The 20,741-nt window shown below is 48.6% G+C and carries 16 protein-coding genes and 1 pseudogene; all 17 read left to right on the forward strand.

Annotation, left to right across the window (positions count from 1 at the left end):
- The first annotated feature begins 14 nt into the window (after positions 1-14).
- Entirely contained in the window at positions 15-1,199 is a 1,185-nt protein-coding gene (locus JCM10914_RS07775) for a PLP-dependent transferase (RefSeq protein WP_023959289.1), read from the forward strand.
- A gap of 17 nt (positions 1,200-1,216) precedes the next feature.
- Positions 1,217-2,398, forward strand: coding sequence for an aminotransferase class V-fold PLP-dependent enzyme (locus JCM10914_RS07780; protein WP_036717410.1), 1,182 nt, complete (start codon positions 1,217-1,219; stop codon positions 2,396-2,398).
- Between the two features lie 140 nt (positions 2,399-2,538).
- Positions 2,539-3,672, forward strand: coding sequence for a cyclic dehypoxanthinyl futalosine synthase (mqnC, locus tag JCM10914_RS07785; RefSeq protein WP_023959292.1), 1,134 nt, complete (start codon positions 2,539-2,541; stop codon positions 3,670-3,672).
- 171 nt (positions 3,673-3,843) lie between these two features.
- Positions 3,844-4,749 (forward strand): putative sporulation protein YtxC, encoded by a 906-nt coding sequence (locus JCM10914_RS07790; RefSeq protein ID WP_023959294.1) that lies wholly within the window; start codon positions 3,844-3,846, stop codon positions 4,747-4,749.
- A 409-nt stretch (positions 4,750-5,158) separates the two neighbouring features.
- Positions 5,159-7,096, forward strand: a complete 1,938-nt coding sequence (thrS, locus tag JCM10914_RS07795; protein ID WP_023959296.1) for a threonine--tRNA ligase — start codon at positions 5,159-5,161, stop codon at positions 7,094-7,096.
- Positions 7,097-7,194: 98 nt separating this feature from the next.
- The gene (locus JCM10914_RS07800) at positions 7,195-7,938 is read left to right on the forward strand and encodes a 3D domain-containing protein (RefSeq protein WP_023959298.1); all 744 of its coding nucleotides are present in this window, start codon (positions 7,195-7,197) and stop codon (positions 7,936-7,938) included.
- A 99-nt stretch (positions 7,939-8,037) separates the two neighbouring features.
- Positions 8,038-8,172, forward strand: a complete 135-nt coding sequence (locus tag JCM10914_RS31280) for a hypothetical protein (RefSeq protein WP_269433865.1) — start codon at positions 8,038-8,040, stop codon at positions 8,170-8,172.
- A gap of 261 nt (positions 8,173-8,433) precedes the next feature.
- Entirely contained in the window at positions 8,434-9,522 is a 1,089-nt protein-coding gene (gene liaF / locus JCM10914_RS07805; RefSeq protein WP_036717348.1) for a cell wall-active antibiotics response protein LiaF, read from the forward strand.
- 5 nt (positions 9,523-9,527) lie between these two features.
- Complete coding sequence (locus JCM10914_RS07810; RefSeq protein WP_023959302.1) at positions 9,528-10,610, forward strand: sensor histidine kinase; 1,083 nt, start codon at positions 9,528-9,530, stop codon at positions 10,608-10,610.
- 18 nt (positions 10,611-10,628) lie between these two features.
- Positions 10,629-11,285 carry a response regulator transcription factor gene (locus JCM10914_RS07815; protein ID WP_023959304.1) on the forward strand — a complete coding sequence of 219 codons (657 nt, stop codon included), beginning with the start codon at positions 10,629-10,631 and terminating at the stop codon, positions 11,283-11,285.
- Positions 11,286-11,438: 153 nt separating this feature from the next.
- A complete protein-coding gene (locus tag JCM10914_RS07820; RefSeq protein ID WP_023959306.1) occupies positions 11,439-13,076 on the forward strand; it encodes a S1C family serine protease in 1,638 nt (545 codons plus the stop codon).
- A gap of 135 nt (positions 13,077-13,211) precedes the next feature.
- Positions 13,212-13,898 (forward strand): response regulator transcription factor, encoded by a 687-nt coding sequence (locus JCM10914_RS07825; RefSeq protein WP_023959308.1) that lies wholly within the window; start codon positions 13,212-13,214, stop codon positions 13,896-13,898.
- Position 13,899: 1 nt separating this feature from the next.
- A complete protein-coding gene (locus JCM10914_RS07830) occupies positions 13,900-15,357 on the forward strand; it encodes a cell wall metabolism sensor histidine kinase WalK (protein WP_023959310.1) in 1,458 nt (485 codons plus the stop codon).
- A 52-nt stretch (positions 15,358-15,409) separates the two neighbouring features.
- Positions 15,410-16,359 (forward strand): annotated as a pseudogene (locus JCM10914_RS07835) (4-hydroxy-3-methylbut-2-enyl diphosphate reductase).
- 680 nt (positions 16,360-17,039) lie between these two features.
- On the forward strand, positions 17,040-17,996 hold the full coding sequence (locus JCM10914_RS07840) for a sugar ABC transporter permease (RefSeq protein WP_023959314.1): 957 nt from the start codon (positions 17,040-17,042) through the stop codon (positions 17,994-17,996).
- A gap of 31 nt (positions 17,997-18,027) precedes the next feature.
- A complete protein-coding gene (locus JCM10914_RS07845) occupies positions 18,028-18,924 on the forward strand; it encodes a carbohydrate ABC transporter permease (protein ID WP_036717351.1) in 897 nt (298 codons plus the stop codon).
- 86 nt (positions 18,925-19,010) lie between these two features.
- On the forward strand, positions 19,011-20,687 hold the full coding sequence (locus tag JCM10914_RS07850; protein ID WP_023959318.1) for an extracellular solute-binding protein: 1,677 nt from the start codon (positions 19,011-19,013) through the stop codon (positions 20,685-20,687).
- The last annotated feature ends 54 nt before the right edge of the window (positions 20,688-20,741 follow it).

Here is a 20,741-nt window from a genome sequence, read left to right on the forward strand (position 1 = left end):
TGGAGGATATGTACATGGAGAAGGAGCCTTTAAAAATAGAGAGCCGGTTGGCTCAGATTGGATCGGTGCAAGAACCGGTCACGGGTGCAGTCACGTATCCGATTTATCAGGCGACGGCCTATCGCCATCCCAAGCTTGGCCAGAGTACAGGCTTTGATTATATTCGTACGAAGAATCCAACCCGGCAAGTGCTGGAGGATGCGTGCGCACAGCTCGAATCCGGTGACGCCGGATTCGCCTGCAGTTCCGGCATGGCCGCATTGCAAACCATATTTGCGATGTTCGGGCAAGGAGATCATCTCATCGTATCCCTCGACCTTTACGGGGGGACTTACCGATTGTTGGAGCGAATCATGTCCAAGTTTGGTGTTACAGCAACTTATGTCGACACCAATGATCTTGATGCGCTGGAACAATCCAGACAAGCCAACACGAAAGCCCTTTTCATTGAAACACCGACCAATCCGCTTATGATGATTACCGATATTGAAGCTGTCTGTACATGGGCTTCTCATCACGGCTTGATCAGCATCGTCGATAATACACTCCTGACACCGTTCTTCCAAAGACCGCTGGAGCTCGGAGCAGATATCGTGATACATAGTGCCACGAAATATCTAGGTGGGCATAACGATGTGCTGGCAGGAATTATCGTCACGAAAGGCAAAGCGCTGTCCGAAGAGATGGCATTCCTGCATAACTCGATCGGTGCCGTGTTAAGCCCGTCCGATTCGTATCAGCTTATGAGAGGTATGAAGACGCTGGCACTACGCATGGAACGGCATGAGAGCAATGCCACTGCGGTAGCCACCTTTTTGACGACGCATGCGGCGATCGAACAGGTTTATTATCCTGCACTCCCCGATCATCCGGGCCATGAGATTCAGAATCGCCAATCCAGCGGCAATACGGGCATCTTCTCCTTTAAAGTCAAGGATGCGCGTTACGTTGAACCAGTGTTAAGGCATATCCAGTTGATCGCATTCGCGGAGAGTCTTGGTGGTGTCGAATCGTTGATGACGTACCCGGCGGTTCAAACCCATGCTGATATTCCTTTGGAGATTCGGGAAGCAATCGGAGTCGATGATCGTCTCCTTCGGTTCTCGGTGGGCATCGAGCATGCAGGAGATTTGATAGCTGATCTGGATGCAGCACTGAATGCAGCTATGGCTGAAGTAGAGGGAGGTAAACAGCAGTGAGTTTGAAACCAACAACCATCGGCACCCGATCCCAGAAGCAGTCTAACAAGGAACAAGAACCGTTGCGATTTGAGACCAAGCTTCTTCATTTCGGCGGTGAGATTGATCGGGCTACGGGCGCATCAAGCGTTCCGATTTATCAGGCTTCAACGTTTCATCACGATGATGTCTTCAATCCGCCACTGCATGACTATAGCCGTTCCGGTAATCCGACAAGGCAAGCGCTGGAAGACTACATCGCGATACTAGAGGGCGGTGCACGCGGGTTTGCCTACTCTTCCGGCATGGCGGCTATTTCAAGCTCATTCATGTTGCTGTCCGCAGGCGATCACATGATTGTCACGGAGGATGTGTACGGTGGAACCTACCGATTATTAACGAGTATTCTAAACCGGATGGGCATCGAAACCACGTTCGTGGATATGACGGACTTAAATGAAGTAAAAGCGGCATGGAAGCCTAATACGAAGGCGGTTTACATCGAGACTCCTTCCAATCCCACACTGAAAATAACCGATGTTGCTGCAGTGACGGAATGGGCCAAAGAACACGAATTGCTCACGCTGCTGGACAATACGTTCATGACGCCATATTATCAGCGTCCGATTGAATTCGGCGTGGACATCGTCATTCACAGTGCAACGAAATTTCTGGGCGGTCACAGCGATGTGCTTGCCGGCCTTGCAGTGGCCAGAACGCATGAGCTGGGCGAACGGCTGAAGGCGCTGCAGAATGGTTTAGGTACCGTGCTTGGCGTTCAGGATTCCTGGCTGCTGATGCGTGGAATGAAGACGCTGAGCGCTCGGATGGCGCATTCTGAGCAGAGCGCTGCCAAGCTCGCAGCCTGGCTGCAGGGACGTAGCGACATCGAGCGCGTGTACTACCCAGGGCTGCTGAATCATCCCGGGCGTGAGGTGCACGAGAAACAAGCCAGTGGTTATGGCGCCGTTGTCTCCTTCGATGTTGGCTCAGGCGAACGGGCCAAACAAGTATTAAACAAGGTACAGCTTCCGCTTGTTGCAGTAAGTTTGGGTGCCGTGGAGAGCATTCTCTCGTACCCGGCGATGATGTCGCATGCAGCGATGGGGGAGACGGTGCGGCATGAGCGCGGAATCACCGACGGCTTGCTGCGTTTCTCGGTGGGGCTCGAAGATATAGACGATTTGATAGCTGATCTGGATCAGGCTTTACGAGCTTAAATTCAGCAAAATTCCAAATTTTGTATTCGGCATCTTGTCATAGACAGGATGTCGTTTTTGTTGCAAGAATGTGGTAGGATGGGGAAGACGAGGTTTAATTATTTTTTATTTTGTGTGAAGTAAGGGAGGCTACTGCAATTATGAGTGCGGTAAACCGTATATTGGATAAAGCTTTGCGCGGCGAGCGCTTGAACCTGGAAGATACCGTAACGCTGTTCGAGAGTGACGAGATCGAGAAGATTGGACATGCGGCAAACGTCATGACGAAGCGCTTGCATCCAGATCCGATCACAACATTTGTTATTGGCCGGAATATTAACTATACGAATATATGTGATGTCTACTGCCGTTTCTGCGCGTTCTATCGCAGACCAGGATCTTCAGAGGGCTATGTACTGCCAGATGAGACCATCTTCCAGAAAATTCAGGAAACCGAAGATGTGAACGGTACCGAAATATTGATGCAGGGCGGGGTAAATCCAGATCTGCCGTTCACGTATTACACAGACCTCCTGCGTAACATTAAGAAACGTTTCCCTAACATCACGATGCATTCCTTCTCTCCAGCCGAAATTATGAAAATGGTGAAGATTTCCGGGCTTACATTGGAAGAGGTTATGCGTGAGTTGCATACAGCGGGATTGGATTCCTTGCCAGGAGGTGGCGCTGAAATTCTGGACGACCGGATTCGTTCGAAAGTCAGCCGTCTCAAGGGCACATGGCGTCAGTGGATGGATGTAATGCAGACCGCTCATAAAGTTGGCATGAATACGACGGCTACGATGGTTATCGGTCTTGGCGAGACGATGGAGGAACGCGCGCTGCACCTGCATCGCGTACGGGATGCTCAGGATGAATGTATCCAGAACGGATACGATTCCAAAGGCTTCCTCGCGTTTATTCCGTTCACGTTCCAGCCGGACAACACGAACCTGAAACGGGAGCGTGAGACGCCTGAAGCGTACCTGAAGACGGTTGCTATCGGGCGGCTGGCGATTGATAACGTTCCAAACCTTCAATCGTCCTGGGTGACGATGGGGCCTGAAGTAGGCAAGCTCTCGCTCAGCTACGGCTGTAACGATTTTGGCAGCACAATGATGGAAGAGAATGTTGTATCCTCAGCAGGTGCTGTGTATAAGGTGAATATCGAGTCGATTATTCAATTGATTCGCGAGAGCGGCAATATTCCTGCCCAGCGCAACACCCGTTATGATATTCTTCGCGTGTTCGAAGACAACAGTACCATTGAACGTGATTTTGTCATGCAGAACTAATTCAATTATCGATTCAAACCTTGAGGGAATGCAAAGTCCGGCCTGATTCAGGCCTGGCCAGCAGTCCCTTTTTGGTTATTGTTGGACTTGCTTGTTTTTCCATTGCACAGTTTCGTATATCCCCGAGCAGCTCCCCATATACTGAAAGGGGAACTCGAAAGGAGTGATTCCATGGAACTGTTCAGCATTTCTGTCAGTACGCGGACCGAGGATGAGAAAAAGGCGTTTCGCCGAATATTATCAGACAAGCAAAGAGTGCTACATAAACAATGCAAGCAGCTGAAATTTTCATTCAGTGCTTCGGCAGATCGTGTCTATTGGACATGTAGCGGCAAATTGCCGCTGTCGAGCTGGACCATAACCGCTGAAACGCTGCGGCAACTCGTCTCCGAAGCGGTCACTGCTTATATTACGGAAGAAAAAGAGCAGGAGATTGCTACGCGGTTAATGTTCTCTGAATTCGAGTTTGATGATGCGGAAGAAGCACAGCGCATATTGCAATGGTTCCTCACCCTGCTAAGCAAGGAAGAAGGCACCTCCGGTGATTTCTGGCAGAGTCGAAGACGCAAGCTGACCGAAGGGATTTACCAGTGCTTAACGGAAGCTCCCGATCTGAATCTGGATGGTTTCCTGACCTTTCGGCTTCAGGCTTACGAACAGGAACTGCGGGAGATGGCCGAATATGCGGTGGACGAATTCATGCTGGATCAGCAATATGAAGAGTTTGTAAGTTTGCTGAAATATTTTGTGTATTTTCAAGAACCCAAAATGCCTCTGGTCCACGTCATTCACAAAGGCGATGAGGAGTTCCTGTTGCTGGATGGCAATTTGCGTCCGGTGGATCGGCCGAAGGAAGAAGGATTGGTGATGGAACGACTTGATCAAGAGATGGAGATCGAAGATATGGTGGTCAGCACGCTGATTTCCGTCTCCCCTGCCCGCATGATCATTCATACGAGACAGCCGAAATTACCGGTGATTGAGACGTTGACCCACATATTCGACGCTCGTGCCGAAGTGTGCTGCAGTTGTCCGGAATGCAGTGCATTTCTCGGAAGCGGCCGGATGACGACTTGACGTTTCCAAGGAGTCGGGCTTATAATTACTGATAAATTCACGTTCAAGCAAAAGCACTGACCAAAGACATGAATCAACGGGTACGACCGTTCAGAGAGAGGAAACTTCGGCTGCAATTTCCTTCGGTAACGCCATTGATTTACCCCTTTATAGCTGTGTTGTCGAACCCCGTCCCGCCTTCGGAACGGATCAAGTAGGCTACACCGGTCCATGACCGTTATCTCATGCTGATGAAGGATCTTACCGGATGCGATAGACATCCCATGCTGGTGAGATCGAATTAGGGTGGAACCACGGGTATAACACTCGTCCCTTTTCCGGGACGGGTGTTTTTTGCGTTGTTTAGTCGTCCGCAACAAAGTTGGAGTTAGAACACGTGAAGAAATTAGTATTTCAGGAGGAATGCAGGGTGGCAATCAGCATTAAATTACCAGATGGATCACTTCGCGAGTATGAGGCGGGCAGCAGCATCGAGGATGTTGCCGCTTCGATCAGCAGCGGATTGAGAAAGAACGCAGTGGCAGGCAAATTGAATGGTGTCGTTGTGGACTTGGCAACACCGCTTGAGGATGGAGCAGCGATTGAGATTGTGACTCAGGATTCGCCGGAAGGCCTTGAAGTGATGCGTCACAGCACAGCCCATTTGCTTGCCCAAGCGACTAAACGCCTATATGGTGCCAAGGAAGTCAAACTCGGCGTTGGTCCTGTGATTGAGGACGGGTTCTATTATGACATGGATCTTGAGGAGCCTCTGAATCCCGAGGATTTGCAAAAAATCGAAAAAGAGATGGAGCGTATTATCGGCGAGAACCTGCCGATCGTTCGCAAGGAAGTGAGCCGTGCCGAAGCGCTGCGCATATTCGGTGAGTTGGGCGATCCGTATAAGCTGGAGCTGATCAACGCGCTTCCGGAAGATAGCGTCATTACGATTTATGAGCAAGGGGAATTCTTCGATCTTTGTCGTGGCCCTCATGTGCCTTCAACCTCTAAGATTAAAGTCTTTAAGTTAATGAATGTGGCGGGCGCTTACTGGCGCGGTGACAGCAAGAATAAGATGCTGCAGCGTGTATACGGTACGGCTTTTGTGAAAAAAGCACAGCTTGAAGAGCATCTTCACCTGCTCGAAGAAGCAAAGAAGCGGGATCATCGGAAGCTGGGCAAGGAGCTGCAGATGTTCACGTTCTCCCAGCTTGTTGGACAAGGCTTGCCGATCTGGTTGCCTAACGGTGCGAAGCTTCGTCGTACCTTGGAGCGTTATATTGTAGATATGGAAGAGCGTCTCGGTTACCAGCACGTATACACGCCGGTACTCGGAAATGTCGAGCTTTACAAGACATCCGGTCACTGGGAGCACTATCAAGAGGACATGTTCCCTAAGATGGAGATGGACAATGAAGAATTGGTGCTCCGTCCGATGAACTGTCCGCACCATATGATGGTATACAAGAGCGACATGCACAGCTATCGGGATTTGCCGATTCGGATTGCTGAACTGGGCATGCAGCATCGGTACGAAATGTCCGGCGCTTTGACAGGACTGCATCGCGTGCGTGCGATGACCTTGAACGACTCGCATATTTTCTGCCGTCCCGATCAGATTAAGGAAGAGTTTGCACGAGTGATCCAACTGATCATGACGGTCTATAAGGATTTTGGTATTCATGATTACCGTTTCCGCCTGTCCTATCGTGATCCTCAGGATACCGAGAAGTACTTCCAGAACGACGAGATGTGGGAGATGTCCCAGCGCATGCTGCGCGAGGTTGTGGAAAGCCTGGATATGCCATTCTATGAAGCGGAAGGCGAAGCGGCTTTCTATGGACCGAAACTTGACGTACAGATCCGTACCGCACTGGGTAAGGAAGAGACGTTGTCCACCGTTCAGCTCGACTTCCTGCTGCCTGAGCGGTTTGAGTTAGAGTACATCGGAGATGACGGTCAGAAGCACCGTCCTGTTGTTATTCACCGCGGTATTCTCGGCACGATGGAACGCTTCACGGCGTTCTTGCTGGAGAATTTCGCAGGTGCACTGCCGCTGTGGCTGTCTCCTGTACAGGTGAAAGTCATCCCTGTATCGAACGCCTTCGAGGGTTACGCGAAGGAAGTAGCAGAGAAGCTGCAATTCGCTGGCATATCGGTCGAGCCGGATCTGCGCAACGAGAAGCTCGGCTACAAAATTCGCGAAGCACAGCTTGAGAAAATCCCGTACATGTTTATCGTAGGAGAGAATGAAATGAATGCCGGGGCCGTCTCGGTGAGAAAGCGCGGAGAAGGCGACATCGGAGCGCAGCCGCTTGAAGGCATCATTGCACAGCTGCGCGAAGAGATTAACACCCATGTAGTTTAAGCGCCTATCGCCAATACTGTAGCATGATCAGGGCCTCTGCCATGACGTATATTCCATAGAAGAAGTGGGAACCTCGCTAGTAAGGGGGAGGTATTCTCATGAATCAATGGAAAACATGGCAGAGGTTTTTGTGCTGCCTCTTTATTGTAGCGGTGAGCTCACAAGCGATGGTTTATACAGCGGACGCCTACAATATCATACTCAGTGAATCCCATGTGACGACGGATATCAGCCGTAACGAGTATGTGGAGACAATTGAACGCTCGGGCTCCGATTATGTGGAAATGTCGAAGTATTATGCGTTCTCGGTCGTAGGATTTAGTGATATGCACCGCTATCTGAACGTTCCTGATCCAGAGGAACAGGGGAAGCGAAGAGTTTCTTCATCCATGGCCGTATTGGCACCTCGAGATGATCAGGTTCTGAATACCGTCAAAGTAACGGCAACGGGTTATACCGCGGGTTATGAATCAACCGGAAAAAAACCGGGCCATCCGCAATATGGCATCACCTACTCCGGTGTGAAGGTTAAGCGTGATCGCAATACGTTATCAACGATTGCCGCAGATCCAAAGGTTTTTCCACTTGGGAGTATTCTCTATATTCCAGACTATGGTTACGGAATCGTAGCGGATATCGGCTCGGCCATTAAAGGTCAGAAGATCGACTTGTATTTTGCCACCACCAAGCAAGTATTTAAGGAGTGGGGCAAGAAGGATGTGGAAGTTCAAGTCATTAAGACCGGCAGCGGCAAATGTACAGAAGAGATGCTGCAGATGCTGGGAGAAGCCATCGAAACCTATCATTTTCTGCCACCGTCTGTGCTCGATGAATCGATCTAGCTCAGAATAATGCCCCCCTGTTCATCGCATACTATTTTTCGGAGACCCAAGTCTCTGAAGAGGATGATGGTATGGCTGATGGATAGGGAGGTGAATACTGTGGCTAAAAAGAATAAAGTCAATGAGAACTTCAAAACACCAAACGAGAAGTTTAACGCTGAGTTTGCAGAGGAACAAAATGTAGCTGGCGCTAAAAAATCTTCGAAGAAGCAAAATAATAATGCCAATCAGTAAGCAATAGTTGCCACGGAGCTTGATTTCAACCGGAATCAACAACCGTGCCTAATGAAGGGCTTTTTATTGGCACATCACATGTACATCGGCCTTCGCGTTCTCGCGAAGGCCTTTATGTCTTCATAAGGTGATGGTTATCCCCATATTTATCCACCGACTCGGTCTAGAGACGGAGATCATTTTCATTCTGACGCCGCTAACTGCGTCCATCATATATGTTGTACACTGTAGTTAAGATAAAAGACATAGAAAGGCAAGGGGATGAACATGAGTAGAAAAGGATGGAGTCAGTTTAGTACAGGACTGCTGCTTATCGGCATCGGGGCATTGTTTCTTCTCAACCAGCTTGGTGTCATTGACATCAGTATCGGTTATATATTCTCGACCTTTTGGCCGGTAATTCTCATATATTTCGGGCTGCAGAGCTTAATTTATGCCCGAGGAGGAGCATTATGGGGTTCCATTGTCCCGATTGTTATCGGCTCGTATTTCTTGGCGAATAATCTGGGCGTGGTCCATTTCTCTTTCGGTGACTTGATTAAATATGCGATTCCTATTATTTTAATCGGTTTTGGACTGCAGGTCATTCTTAGACCTAAGGACCATACGCCTCCGCCGTCACCGCCAAGTCCAGACGACTTCGGCCCGCAACGTCGTGAAGAAATGAAATTCCCCGAGCCACCGGAAGCGCGTCCGCTCGATTCATCATTCGATGAAGAATTTGAACGGAGATTTGGCAAGGCTGACAAGACCCCTATTGATTCAGAGCCGACATCCGAGCATGACACAGCAGGCCGCAGTCGTGGTTATCGCTGGCAGGAACAAGGGACGGAGCGTCATCGTCAGGAGGGTCGTGATCGCAGCCGCTTCCGAGTCGAGATCGACTTGGATGACGATCATCATAATAATGGGCACAAGCATAACCATGAAGAATACCATGAACATGATAATTACTCCTGGCATGGTCATGACACCGTAAATAAATCTTCATTTATCGGCGATGTTCATATGGGCAAAGATTATTTCCAATTGAAGCCGACCAATATTTCGCAATTCATTGGGGACACGGTACTGGATTTAACGAAGGCTCAAATCCCTTACGGGGAGACGAAGATTAACATATCCGCTTTTATCGGCGACGTGAAGGTGTTCGTACCGAATGATACCGATGTGGGAATCCAGGTGAACACGAACTCGTTCATTGGGGATATGAAGGTGTTAGAGGAGAGCCGGAGCGGATTTATGAGCAATGCCGGACTGGAGAGCCCGTATTACAGGGAAGCGGGTAAGAAAATCCGAATTACGGTCAGCGTATTCATCGGTGATGTCAAAGTGAATAAGGTAGGTTAGAGTTCATGATGGTATTTTTGAAAAATACAAAATGGGTGATCATGTTTTACTTCCTGTTGATTGGGGCCGGAGTCGCTGTCTTCCTGTATACAGCAGACCAATCCGGCTACATACATATCGAGGATAACCGGCTGTGGTTTTATTATGCAGTCGGTGTACTTCTGTTTACCGGGATCGCCGGCTATATTGCCGGGCAGCGTATCCAGCGTCCCCTGGATTTATTGCATTTGAATATGCTGCAAGTTGCCAAGGGCAATCTGAATGTACGCCTGCCGGCGATGGAAGATGGCTCTTTTGCCAGAGTATATGATGAGTTCAACGGCATGACAGAGGCGCTGCAAAAAAAGATGAAGCTGCTGCAGCGGCTCGGCGAGCAGGATGTCATTGAGAAAGAAATCGCGGCGGAGGCTGCCGTGCTTGAGGAACGCCGCCGCATGGCTCGTGACCTGCACGACACGGTTAGTCAGCAGCTCTTCGCCATTCATATGTCTGCTTCGTCACTGCCTGCGGTGCTGCAGCGGAATCCTGAACACGGTGAGAAGGTGTTGAGCCAGCTCATCGAGATGTCTCACGTAGCGCAGAAGCAGATGCGGGCGCTGATTGCCCAGTTGCGGCCCGTGGAGCTGGAAGGTCGTACACTCGAAGAAGCGCTCGAACGTTGGTTCCCGGACTATTGCCGGCAGAATGGGCTGAAGGGCATGAAGGATGTGGAGGTCTATGGCGGTATTTCTGACGCCATTGAGCATCAATTGTTCCTGATCATTCAGGAGGCGATTGCGAACGTGGTCAAGCATGCAGGTGCAAGCATGATCAGCATGTCGCTGCATGAAGATCAGAAGCGCGTTATACTAAGCATTAGTGATGACGGCATCGGATTTGATGAGATTGCCGGCAAGCAGGGCTCATATGGGTTATCCACGATGCGTGAGCGGGCAGAGAAACTTGGCGGACAAGTCGAGATTATCAGTAAGAAAGGTGCTGGAACGACAGTCCGCGTGAATATACCGTTATTCGACGAAGATGACAACAAGGGTCAAGCACAAGAGGAACAGGCAGAAGAGGAAGTGCCGGCTGTACCGGCGGAATAGGAAGGGGACGAAGGAAACATGGGGACGATTCGGATACTGCTGGCAGATGATCATGATATGGTTCGGATGGGCTTAAAAACGTATTTATCGCTTGACCCAGGATTTGAAGTTATTGGTGAAGCTGCTAACGGGCAAGAGGTGGTAGATTATCTGCGGGAAGGGGATGAGGCGTCAAGGCCCGATCTGATTCTGATGGATTTAATGATGCCCGTTATGAACGGAGCGGAAACGACACGTGCGGTCATCTCCGAATTCCCCGACCAGAAGATCGTCATTCTCACTAGCTTCCTGGAAGATGATCTTGTAGTGGAATGCATTGAAGCCGGAGCCGTTAGTTATGTGTTAAAAACCGTATCGGCAGATGAATTGATATATGCCCTGCAAGGGGCGTTTCGTGGCATGCCGGTCATGACGAAGGACGTATCGGAGGCGTTGACGCGCGGGATACGCCGTCATATGGTCAATGAGGATGAGTCCGGTTTGACCGAACGGGAGAAGGAAGTGCTGCTTCTTATTGCCGAAGGCAAGAGCAACAAGGATATCGGGGAGGAGCTCCATATCAGCATCAAGACGGTGAAGACACACGTCAGCAATCTGCTGATGAAGTGTGAGCTGGAGGACCGAACGCAACTCGCGATTTTTGCACATCGTAAGGGTTGGGTGAAAACGACCTGATTTTATGCTTATCAGGATCTTTAGCGCTAAAGATTGTTCTTTTTATCTGCCTTTTAATTGTTTTTAAGGTACGGTTAAGGTTTATAGTACACAATAAAGACAATTAATATATTAAACCACTTGAACCAAGTGATTTTAATAGGAGGTAAATATATGGACGATCAAAGAAAACGTTACGGCTATCCGGATGATGAGGGGAATCATGAGGCGAATCATAAGGAAGAACCTGAACGACTAGATTCAGATTCTGGCAAGTCTTCATACTACTATTCATACGGACCCTTTCAGTCCATATCGAGCGATGAGGAAGACATGTCCAACAGAGCAAATCCGACCAGGGAGTCACAGGAAGTAAAGGTCACCACCCCCCAACCTGTGAAACCGATACCGTCCTCAAGTTTCTCTCAATCGCAATCTGCTGGAGGCAGCCAAGGTGGCGGTGGCGGGCCGCTCGATTCGATGAGCAGGAGCAAACAATGGAACTACAGCCAGAATCCTAAAAATTCCGTGAAGACGGTGCTATTGTCATTCCTGGCAGGTGTTATCGTGATCTCAAGCCTGATGTTTGCCGCAGACCGTACGAATCTGTTTACTCCTGATGAGGCGTACTCCTCTGAGCCGGCTCAAGAAACTTCGGCTAACGTGGATGATAACGGCGGAGCTACTACGACATCAGCTTTGATTCCTTCGGGTCAGGGCGATGTAGCAACCGTGGTTGATCAGGCCAGTCCTGCCGTCGTCTTGATTGAGACGCTGGTTAAGAGCGGGAATCGCCAGAACTCTGGCGGTAACCTGAATGACCCGTTCTGGTATTTCTTTGGCGGTGGCAGTCAGGGTGGCAACGGTGGTAATAATGGAAATGGTGGCAATAGCGGTGACGGCGGCCAAGATTCGCAACAATTGCAGCCGTCCGGAATTGGGTCCGGCTTCATCTTCGACAAGTCCGGTTATATCCTGACGAACGAACATGTTATCCATGGTGCGGATGTCATTCAGGTGACGGTGCAGGGCAACAAGAAGCCTTATGAAGCGAAGCTGCTCGGCTCCAGTTATGAGCTCGACTTGGCGGTACTGAAGATTGAAGGGGATGACTTCCCAAGCGTCCAGTTGGGCGATTCTGATTCGCTCAAGGTCGGGGAATGGCTGGTAGCGATCGGTAACCCGCACGGTTTCGATCATACGGTAACTGCCGGCGTACTTAGCTCCAAAGAGCGTGCAATCGACATTCAAGGTACCAATGGAGAAGCAGCACGTAACTATGAGCACTTACTGCAAACCGATGCTTCCATTAACCCGGGTAACTCCGGCGGACCGCTGCTTAACCTTCAAGGAGAAGTAATCGGCATGAACGTGGCCGTAAGCGCAGAGGCGCAGGGCATCGGATTTGCGATTCCAGCCAGTACGATTCAGGAAGTGCTGGAATACTTGAAGAATAACGAGGAAGTACCGAAAGAACCGGTACCGTTCATCGGAGCTAATCTGGGAACCGTCACGCCTCAGATCTCGGAGACGCTTGGAACCGATGTTACGGAAGGTTCTTATGTGGACAGTGTTGTATTCCGATCACCAGCGTACGAAGCTGATCTGCGCCAATACGATATCATTGTGGGGGCAGATGGGGAGAAGCAACCGACTTCTCAGGATTTGGTGGATTTTATTAAATCGAAGAATGTCGGGGATCAAATTACGCTCAATGTCGTGCGTAACGGGAAGACAATTGACCTGCCGCTGACGATCGGCGACAAGAACGAGTATGATCTTTCCCAGCAACAGCAGCAACAACAGCCGTAACCCTGAAGATAAGCAAGGACAACAAGCGGAAGGGACCGATCCCTTCCGCTTGTCTTGTGCTTGGACTGACCGATATAATGGGATTGTTACAGTCATATTAGTTGAAACGTTAGAAGATAGAGGAGATGCCGCTATATGCGATCCCGGATATTAATTGTGGATGATGATGAGAAGATTATCTCGATGCTGCGCAGAGGTCTTGCGTTCGAGGGCTATGACGTACTGACCGCGTCGAATGGAGCGGAAGGTTTGAAAGTTATATTAAGCGAGGAGCCGGATGTGGTCGTTCTGGATGTAATGATGCCGCAGGTGGATGGATTTGAAGCTTTGCGAAGATTGCGGGAGGGCGGGAGTACAGTCCCGGTCCTGATGCTCACCGCTAAAGACGAAGTCGAGAACCGGGTAAAGGGACTCGATACGGGTGCCGATGATTACTTGGTGAAGCCGTTTGCGCTGGAGGAACTGCTTGCCCGCGTTCGTGCTTTGCTCCGCCGCAAAACAGGCGACGATTCTTCTAACCACAGGCTGACCTTCGAGGAGCTCGTGATGGATACGGACGCAAGAGAAGTTATTCGTGGCGGACAGAGGCTAGAGCTGACGGCCAAGGAATTCGAACTATTGCATTTGTTTATGCAGAATCCGAAGCGGGTGTTATCCCGCGACCTGATCATGGATAAAATATGGGGTTATGACTACAGCGGGGAATCCAACGTGCTGGAAGTGTATATCGCCATGCTCCGGCAGAAGACCGAGGAACATGGAGGGAAGCGGCTGATCCAGACGATCCGCGGAGCTGGTTATATTCTAAGAGGAGACAATTAGCATGTCCATTCGGTTAAGATTGACAGCTTGGTATACAGGGATCTTGTTCGTAACGCTGGTCATGTTCAGCTCAGCGGTTTATGGGTTTGTGCATTTGTATACGTACGAGGAGTTAAAGCAGCGGCTGGAGCAGGAAGCCAATAAAATTGGATACACATCTTCGTCGGTAGCGCTTTTACCTGATCGTTCCTCAGAGAAAAATTTGGCGGCAGCGGATCTGTATGTACAGCTGTATACATTCTATAACGGATCTATTTGGAAATCCGGTAATATGGAATTCAGTGGTTTGCAATTTGATAAACCATCCATTGAGAAAGCATTAAATATGACGAAACCTGGAGAGTATAAGCAGTTCTCATTTAATGGGGCATCTTTCCTTGTGTACCAGTCCCCTGTTGTTGAAACGAATTCGGGTAAATTATTCGGATGGCTTCAAGTAGGGGTGAACACACGCACCATCGATCAAACACTCGATCGCCTCCAGTCCATCCTCATCATGGGTACAGCCGCGACGCTTGCCATAGCCTCCACTCTCGGCTTGTTCCTAGCTCGCAAATCGATGAAGCCGATCGGCAAAGTCACGCAAGCAGCGGAGCAGATCCAGAAGGGAACCGACCTTAGCGTCCGCATTGAATACGATGGCCCACAGGACGAGATTGGGCAGTTAATCGGTACGTTTAATGGGATGCTCGAGCGGACCGAGGGTTTTTATAAAGAGCTGGAAGATGCGTATGCCGCGCAGCGGCGCTTCGTCTCGGATGCCTCCCATGAACTGCGTACGCCGCTAACGACGATTCGCGGAAACGTGGATCTGTTGCAGAAGATGTGGAAGGTAGAGCCTGGCGAAAGAGAAGATCTGGATGAAGAGACAATCAAGAATATCTCCTTTGATGCGGTCGGGGATATCTCCGATGAAGCGAAGCGGATGAGCCGACTTGTCAACGACATGCTGTCCTTGGCACGGGCGGATACAGGACAGACGTTTGAGCTTGATCCCATTGCGCTGCAGCCGCTGGTCGAGGAAGTTGCCAGACGTGCTCATTTCCTGGAAAAATCGGCGGAGTGGCATGTGGGCAGTCTGTCCGTCCTGAACGGAATCTACGTCAACGGCAACAAGGATTATCTGCAGCAAATGCTGTTCATCTTTATCGAGAATGCGTTCAAGTATACACCGGAAGGTGAAGTCAGTCTCGATGTCGTGCTGTTCAAGGGGCAGATCGGACTTCGGATTGCCGATACCGGTATCGGTATGGATAAGAGCGAGGTTCCATTTATCTTCGAGCGCTTCTATCGCGCCGATCAATCCAGAGGCATTACGAGTGGCACAGGGCTTGGATTGTCCATTGCCAAGTGGATTATTGACGAACATCAAGGGTCTGTCGAGGTTGTGACTCGCAGTGGAGAGGGCAGCACCTTTATCGTCTGGCTGCCCATCGTCTTTGCTCCCCCACTGGAATAGGGTTATAATAGACTAGATCACGAAGGAATTCTTCTGAAAGCAGGTGACGATCATCGAAGTCCTAAAAATTTCGCCGAGAGGTTATTGTTACGGAGTTGTAGACGCATGGTGCTTGCAAGGCAGGCGGCGCAGAATCTGGATCTTCCCCGGCCTATATATATTCTCGGCATGATTGTTCATAACAGTCATGTCACCGAATCATTTGAAGACGAAGGCATCATTACATTAGACGGTCCGAATCGGTTAGAGATTCTGAATCAGGTGGAGAGTGGCACCGTTATATTCACGGCACACGGTGTATCCCCGGAGGTGCGCAAACTTGCCAGGGATAAAGGTTTAACGACACTGGATGCTACATGTCCGGATGTGACCAAGACCCATGACTTGATTCGCGAAAAGTCGGCTGAGGGTTATCAAATTATCTACATCGGGAAGAAAGGCCACCCTGAACCGGAAGGTGCGATTGGGATCGCACCTGAGCATGTGCACTTGATTGAGCGCGAAGAAGAGATTGAGCTATTGGAGTTTGATTCATCGCGCATCATCATTACGAATCAGACGACGATGAGCCAATGGGATATTAAGCATATTATGAAGAGCTTGCTGGAGAGGTTTCCGGGGGCTGAGATTCATAACGAGATCTGCCTGGCAACCCAGGTTCGTCAGGAAGCGGTGGCCGAGCAAGCCGGTCAAGCGGATTTGGTCATCGTTGTAGGAGACCCGCGCAGCAATAACTCCAATCGACTCGCCCAAGTATCCGAAGAGATTGCAGGCGTTCGAGCTTACCGGATCGGCGACGTTACGGAACTGAAGCGCGAATGGCTTGAGGGCGTTGAGAAAGTTGGCGTTACTTCTGGGGCATCGACACCTACACCGATCACGAAAGAAGTCATTGCTTATTTGGAACAGTATGAGAAGGATAAGCCTGAGACGTGGGAGATCAAGCGGACGCTAAACAAGAACAAGCTGCTGCCGCCGGTTAGGGTTAAGAGCAAATCATAAAACATTTTCATGAAGACCTGTTGCGATGATACATCGTGATGGGTCTTTTTTAGGAATAACAAGGACAGGAGGCATGTACATACTGCATCAAGACACATCCGAAAAATTTTAAAATAATATAATTAATGTTTGAACTTGGATTATATGATCCATTGACCATACACAAGATGACTGTTACAGTATCTAATGAAGATAGCGCTGTCATTCGTATACCGGAGCAGAATCGACCGAGTTAGATATCCAGCGATAGAAGCGCTGAACTGTGTGCTTTATTATACTATGCAACGATAATTACTTTAACTACGTTTATGGGAAGCTTGCAGATTTAGATGCATGCTTCACAACATTGAATCTCATCATGAAGCTTCCCTTAAATTGCATGCTTATGAAAGAGAGCGAACCTGCACCCCCCCTTCAATGTTGACCAGGCTTCCCGTAGTGTCACGGGCTTGGCCTATCTAATAAACTCCCTTATTAGAGAACGTAGACGATGTGCTACACCTCTAGTATGAGGGGTTTTTTGTGCAACTTATATATATACCACTATGTGTAAGCGTTTAAACATTCGATTGAATATTATCATTTTTCGTTGAATAGGCAAATATTTATTCGCGCTAATATATTTTACAATGACAACATTAGAGAAACTTCATGGCACACTTCAACACGGGGGGTTCGTTATGGCACAAATATCCGTTGAACAGGAACCTGTTCCTGAGCGGAAGAGAGACAGTAAGCTCATACGCTTTTTCAAGCAGTGGGACATACAGTTAATGGTTCTGCCTGCACTCGCACTTATCTTTGTATTCAGTTATGTCCCAATGTACGGAATTCTGATGGCCTTTCAGGATTACAACATATTCAAAGGGATGGGAGAAAGTCCTTGGGTTGGAATGAAGCACTTCCGGATGTTCTTTGAAGCACCGGAATTCGCGAACGTTATGCGCAACACGATTGTGATCAGTTTGCTGAAATTCTTAATCGGCTTCCCAGCACCTGTCATCCTGGCACTCATGCTGAATGAAGTCCGGCATATGTTCTTCAAGAGACTGGTTCAGACGGTCAGTTATTTGCCTCACTTTCTATCTTGGGTTATCGTTTCGGGATTTGCAGTATCTTTGCTCGCAACCGATAACGGAAGCATCAACATCCTGTTAGAGAAGTTGAATCTGATTGATGAACCGATTAACTTCCTATCGATTCCGGAGTATTTCTGGACGATTCTCGTAACGACCAATGTCTGGAAAGAGATCGGGTTCTCGTCTATCGTTTATCTGGCGGCTGTAGCAGGGGTTGACCCGCACATGTACGAAGCAGCAGATATGGACGGTGCAAGTAAATTCCGTCAAGTCTTCTTCATTACGTTGCCTTCGATTATGCCGGTTGTCATTATCTTCATGATTCTCAATATCGGTAACTTGATGACGGCAGGATTTGAAGATATCTTGCTCTTGGCGAAGAATCCCGTATTAAGAGAAGTATCAGATGTCATTGATACCTACGTTTACCGGATAGGTATTGAAAACTCCCGGTTCTCCTATGCAACGGCTGTCGGCTTGTTCAAAGCGGTAATAAGTGTGATGCTTCTGACGATCGCCAATCTTATTGCACGCAGATCAGGTAACAGTCTATGGTAAAAGCACATTGTGATGAAGGGAGCGGGTAGACTTGGTACGTTTAGGATTTGGTGATCGCCTTATGGTGATCATAATATATATCTTTCTGGCACTTCTGGCGTTTGTGACCTTTTATCCGTTTTGGAACGCGCTGGTCGTATCCTTTAACTCAGGAGCTGATACATCGCTCGGGGGAGTCACATTCTGGCCTAGAGATTTCACACTAGAGAATTACAGCATAGTTTTTCAGGATCAACGATTGTTAACGGGCTTTGGTATATCGGTTGCTCGTACAATCGTAGGTACGATTGGCTCCGTATTGGTTACATCGATCTTGGCTTATGGTATGACCAAGCGAGAACTGATTGGCCGTAAGTATTATATGATTATGTGTATCATTACGATGTATTTCGCCGGCGGTTTGATTCCAAGCTTTATGCTCATTCGTGGCTTGGGCTTGATGGACTCGTTCTGGGTATATATTATTCCAGGATTGGTAAGCGTGTGGAATATGATTATCTTCCGTACTTTCTTCCAGGGATTGCCGAATGGTCTGGAGGAGTCAGCCAAAATTGACGGTGCAGGCAACTGGGGTATCTTCTTCAAGATTATTTTGCCTTTATCCGGTCCAGTTATTGCAACCTTGTCTTTGTTCACGGCGGTTTCTCACTGGAATGAGTGGTTCTTGCCAAGCATTTATATCAACAAAGAGGAACTTCTTCCGATTCAGACGATATTGCGCCAGATTCTGAATTCGAACATTATGTCAGAACAAATGGCGAACCTTGATCCTGCTTCGCAAGCAGTTCTGTCTAAGATGCAAAGCGTAACTACCAAATCGCTATCGATGGCAACCATGATCGTTGCAACTGTACCTATCATTATGGTATATCCATTCGTTCAGAAGCACTTTGTTAAGGGTGTATTGGTAGGTTCTTTGAAAGAGTAGTCCCCCGGACTGCTAACCCAATATGTTGTTTGAAGCTAAGCTTTAGACATAAATATCAAGTGGAATACGAAAGGGGAAATTAGAGAATGATGCTTAGAAAAAAATCTCTGACCACATCGGTTACAGCTCTTCTCACAGCGGCGGCATTAATGCTATCGGCATGTAGCGGCGGTGGGGGTGGCCAGGCAGATCCGGCTCCTAATACGGGAGATTCAGGTACAAGCAATCCACCAACAGAAGCAGCATCCGACAAGTATGTACTGGGCGAAGAGCCGCTTGATTTTAGCTTCTATGGCCATTATGACTGGTATACGATGCCAACTTGGGGTGCCGACCCAGCTTCTGAATGGATTAAAGAGAACAAAAAAGTTAACGTAACGGCTATTAACTCTCAAGGCAACGCTGCTCAGAAATATAACACGATGATCGCTTCGAACGATCTGCCGGATGTGTTGTGGTTGGAGCGCGGTGCAGACGTTGAGAAATTGAGAGAAAACGATATGCTCGTACCGTTTGACGATTATCTTGATAAATATCCGAACCTGAAGGAATGGATGGGCGATGCGGGTCTTAACATGCTTCGTTCCTCTGACGGCAAGCTGTATCAATTCCCGAACTGGTACACGAGCCAGCCAAATGGTAATGCCGGATATGTAGTGAACAAGAAGATTTACACAGAGCTTGGCGAGCCTAAACTCGAAACTACAGATGATTTGGCTAAATATCTGGAAGCTGTTAAAGCGAAGTATGGCAACCAGGTTGTACCGTTCGAGCCAGGTATTGAAGGACAAGGCGTTGACGTATTGTATTCTGCTTTCAAAGAGGATGCAAGCACACGTTGGGTTACCATCCGTGGTGTACCTAACGGTGATGAATTGACTTCGATCTTCACAGATCCAACGTATCGCGAATCGATGGTCTATGCGGCGAAGTTGTTCCGTGATAAACTTATCTCGCAAGATGCTTTGACTCAAACTTCTGATCAAATTAAAGAAAAAGTTATGACAGGGCGCGTGGCTGTATATGCAGCGGCTAGTCCGACTGAGAATGCGATGAACGCTCATGGTGAGCTTATTGCTAAAGATCCAGATGCCGGCTATTTCATGATCTGGCCAATCCACAAGGAAGGTCTGGATAAGAATAAAATCTTCCCAGGTACTTACAACCAATTGGGTTGGAACGTAAGCGTAATCACGAAAGCAGCTAAAGATCCAGAAGCGATCTTTGCATTCCTTGACTGGTACACTGGACCTGAAGGTCAAACACTGCTCATGTGGGGACCTGAGGGCGGATACTGGGATGGACTTGAAGATGACGGAGTTACACCGAAGTTCACAGACAAGTATGTAAGCGATGCTGCTGGGCTTGGTAAGTTGCAAGCTGATACAACAAATATCCAATGGAACGGTAACACCGTATTTATTGATACAGCCAAAGCGAAGTTCGAGAGTACATTGCCAGAAGATCAGCGTAACTGGTCAACTCGATGGCAGTATGAAGTTACTTGGAAAACACAAAGCAATGCAACCGAATATGTTAATCTTGATCCAGCTCCAGAAAGCGAAGAAGGAATTATCCGTCAGCGTGTAGAAGATATCTATACAGAAGCTAGAGCGAAAGCTTTGTTCGCGAAGGACGAAGCTGAAGTAATCGCCGTGCTTGATAAGGCAGAAGCTGATGCTCAATCAGCTGGGTATGCTAAACTTCTCGCATACAAAACCGAGAAATGGCAAGCTAACCTGGCTCAAATGAGAGGTCAATAATAATAATATGAAGTCCGAAAGGGTATGCTGCGTATGCAGCATACCCTTATCGGA

Source organism: Paenibacillus sp. JCM 10914 (assembly GCF_001315105.1).
Lineage (GTDB): Bacteria > Bacillota > Bacilli > Paenibacillales > Paenibacillaceae > Paenibacillus_AQ.

What these genes read in the sequence shown, in the direction of transcription:
- JCM10914_RS07775 (WP_023959289.1), top strand. Translation starts at nt 15, where the DNA reads ATGGAGAAGGAGCCTTTAAAAATAGAGAGCCGGTTGGCTCAGATTGGA.
- mqnC (WP_023959292.1), top strand. Translation starts at nt 2,539, where the DNA reads ATGAGTGCGGTAAACCGTATATTGGATAAAGCTTTGCGCGGCGAGCGC.
- JCM10914_RS07790 (WP_023959294.1), top strand. Translation starts at nt 3,844, where the DNA reads ATGGAACTGTTCAGCATTTCTGTCAGTACGCGGACCGAGGATGAGAAA.
- JCM10914_RS07800 (WP_023959298.1), top strand. Translation starts at nt 7,195, where the DNA reads ATGAATCAATGGAAAACATGGCAGAGGTTTTTGTGCTGCCTCTTTATT.
- liaF (WP_036717348.1), top strand. Translation starts at nt 8,434, where the DNA reads ATGAACATGAGTAGAAAAGGATGGAGTCAGTTTAGTACAGGACTGCTG.
- JCM10914_RS07810 (WP_023959302.1), top strand. Translation starts at nt 9,528, where the DNA reads ATGATGGTATTTTTGAAAAATACAAAATGGGTGATCATGTTTTACTTC.
- JCM10914_RS07815 (WP_023959304.1), top strand. Translation starts at nt 10,629, where the DNA reads ATGGGGACGATTCGGATACTGCTGGCAGATGATCATGATATGGTTCGG.
- JCM10914_RS07820 (WP_023959306.1), top strand. Translation starts at nt 11,439, where the DNA reads ATGGACGATCAAAGAAAACGTTACGGCTATCCGGATGATGAGGGGAAT.
- JCM10914_RS07825 (WP_023959308.1), top strand. Translation starts at nt 13,212, where the DNA reads ATGCGATCCCGGATATTAATTGTGGATGATGATGAGAAGATTATCTCG.
- JCM10914_RS07830 (WP_023959310.1), top strand. Translation starts at nt 13,900, where the DNA reads ATGTCCATTCGGTTAAGATTGACAGCTTGGTATACAGGGATCTTGTTC.
- JCM10914_RS07840 (WP_023959314.1), top strand. Translation starts at nt 17,040, where the DNA reads ATGGCACAAATATCCGTTGAACAGGAACCTGTTCCTGAGCGGAAGAGA.
- JCM10914_RS07850 (WP_023959318.1), top strand. Translation starts at nt 19,011, where the DNA reads ATGATGCTTAGAAAAAAATCTCTGACCACATCGGTTACAGCTCTTCTC.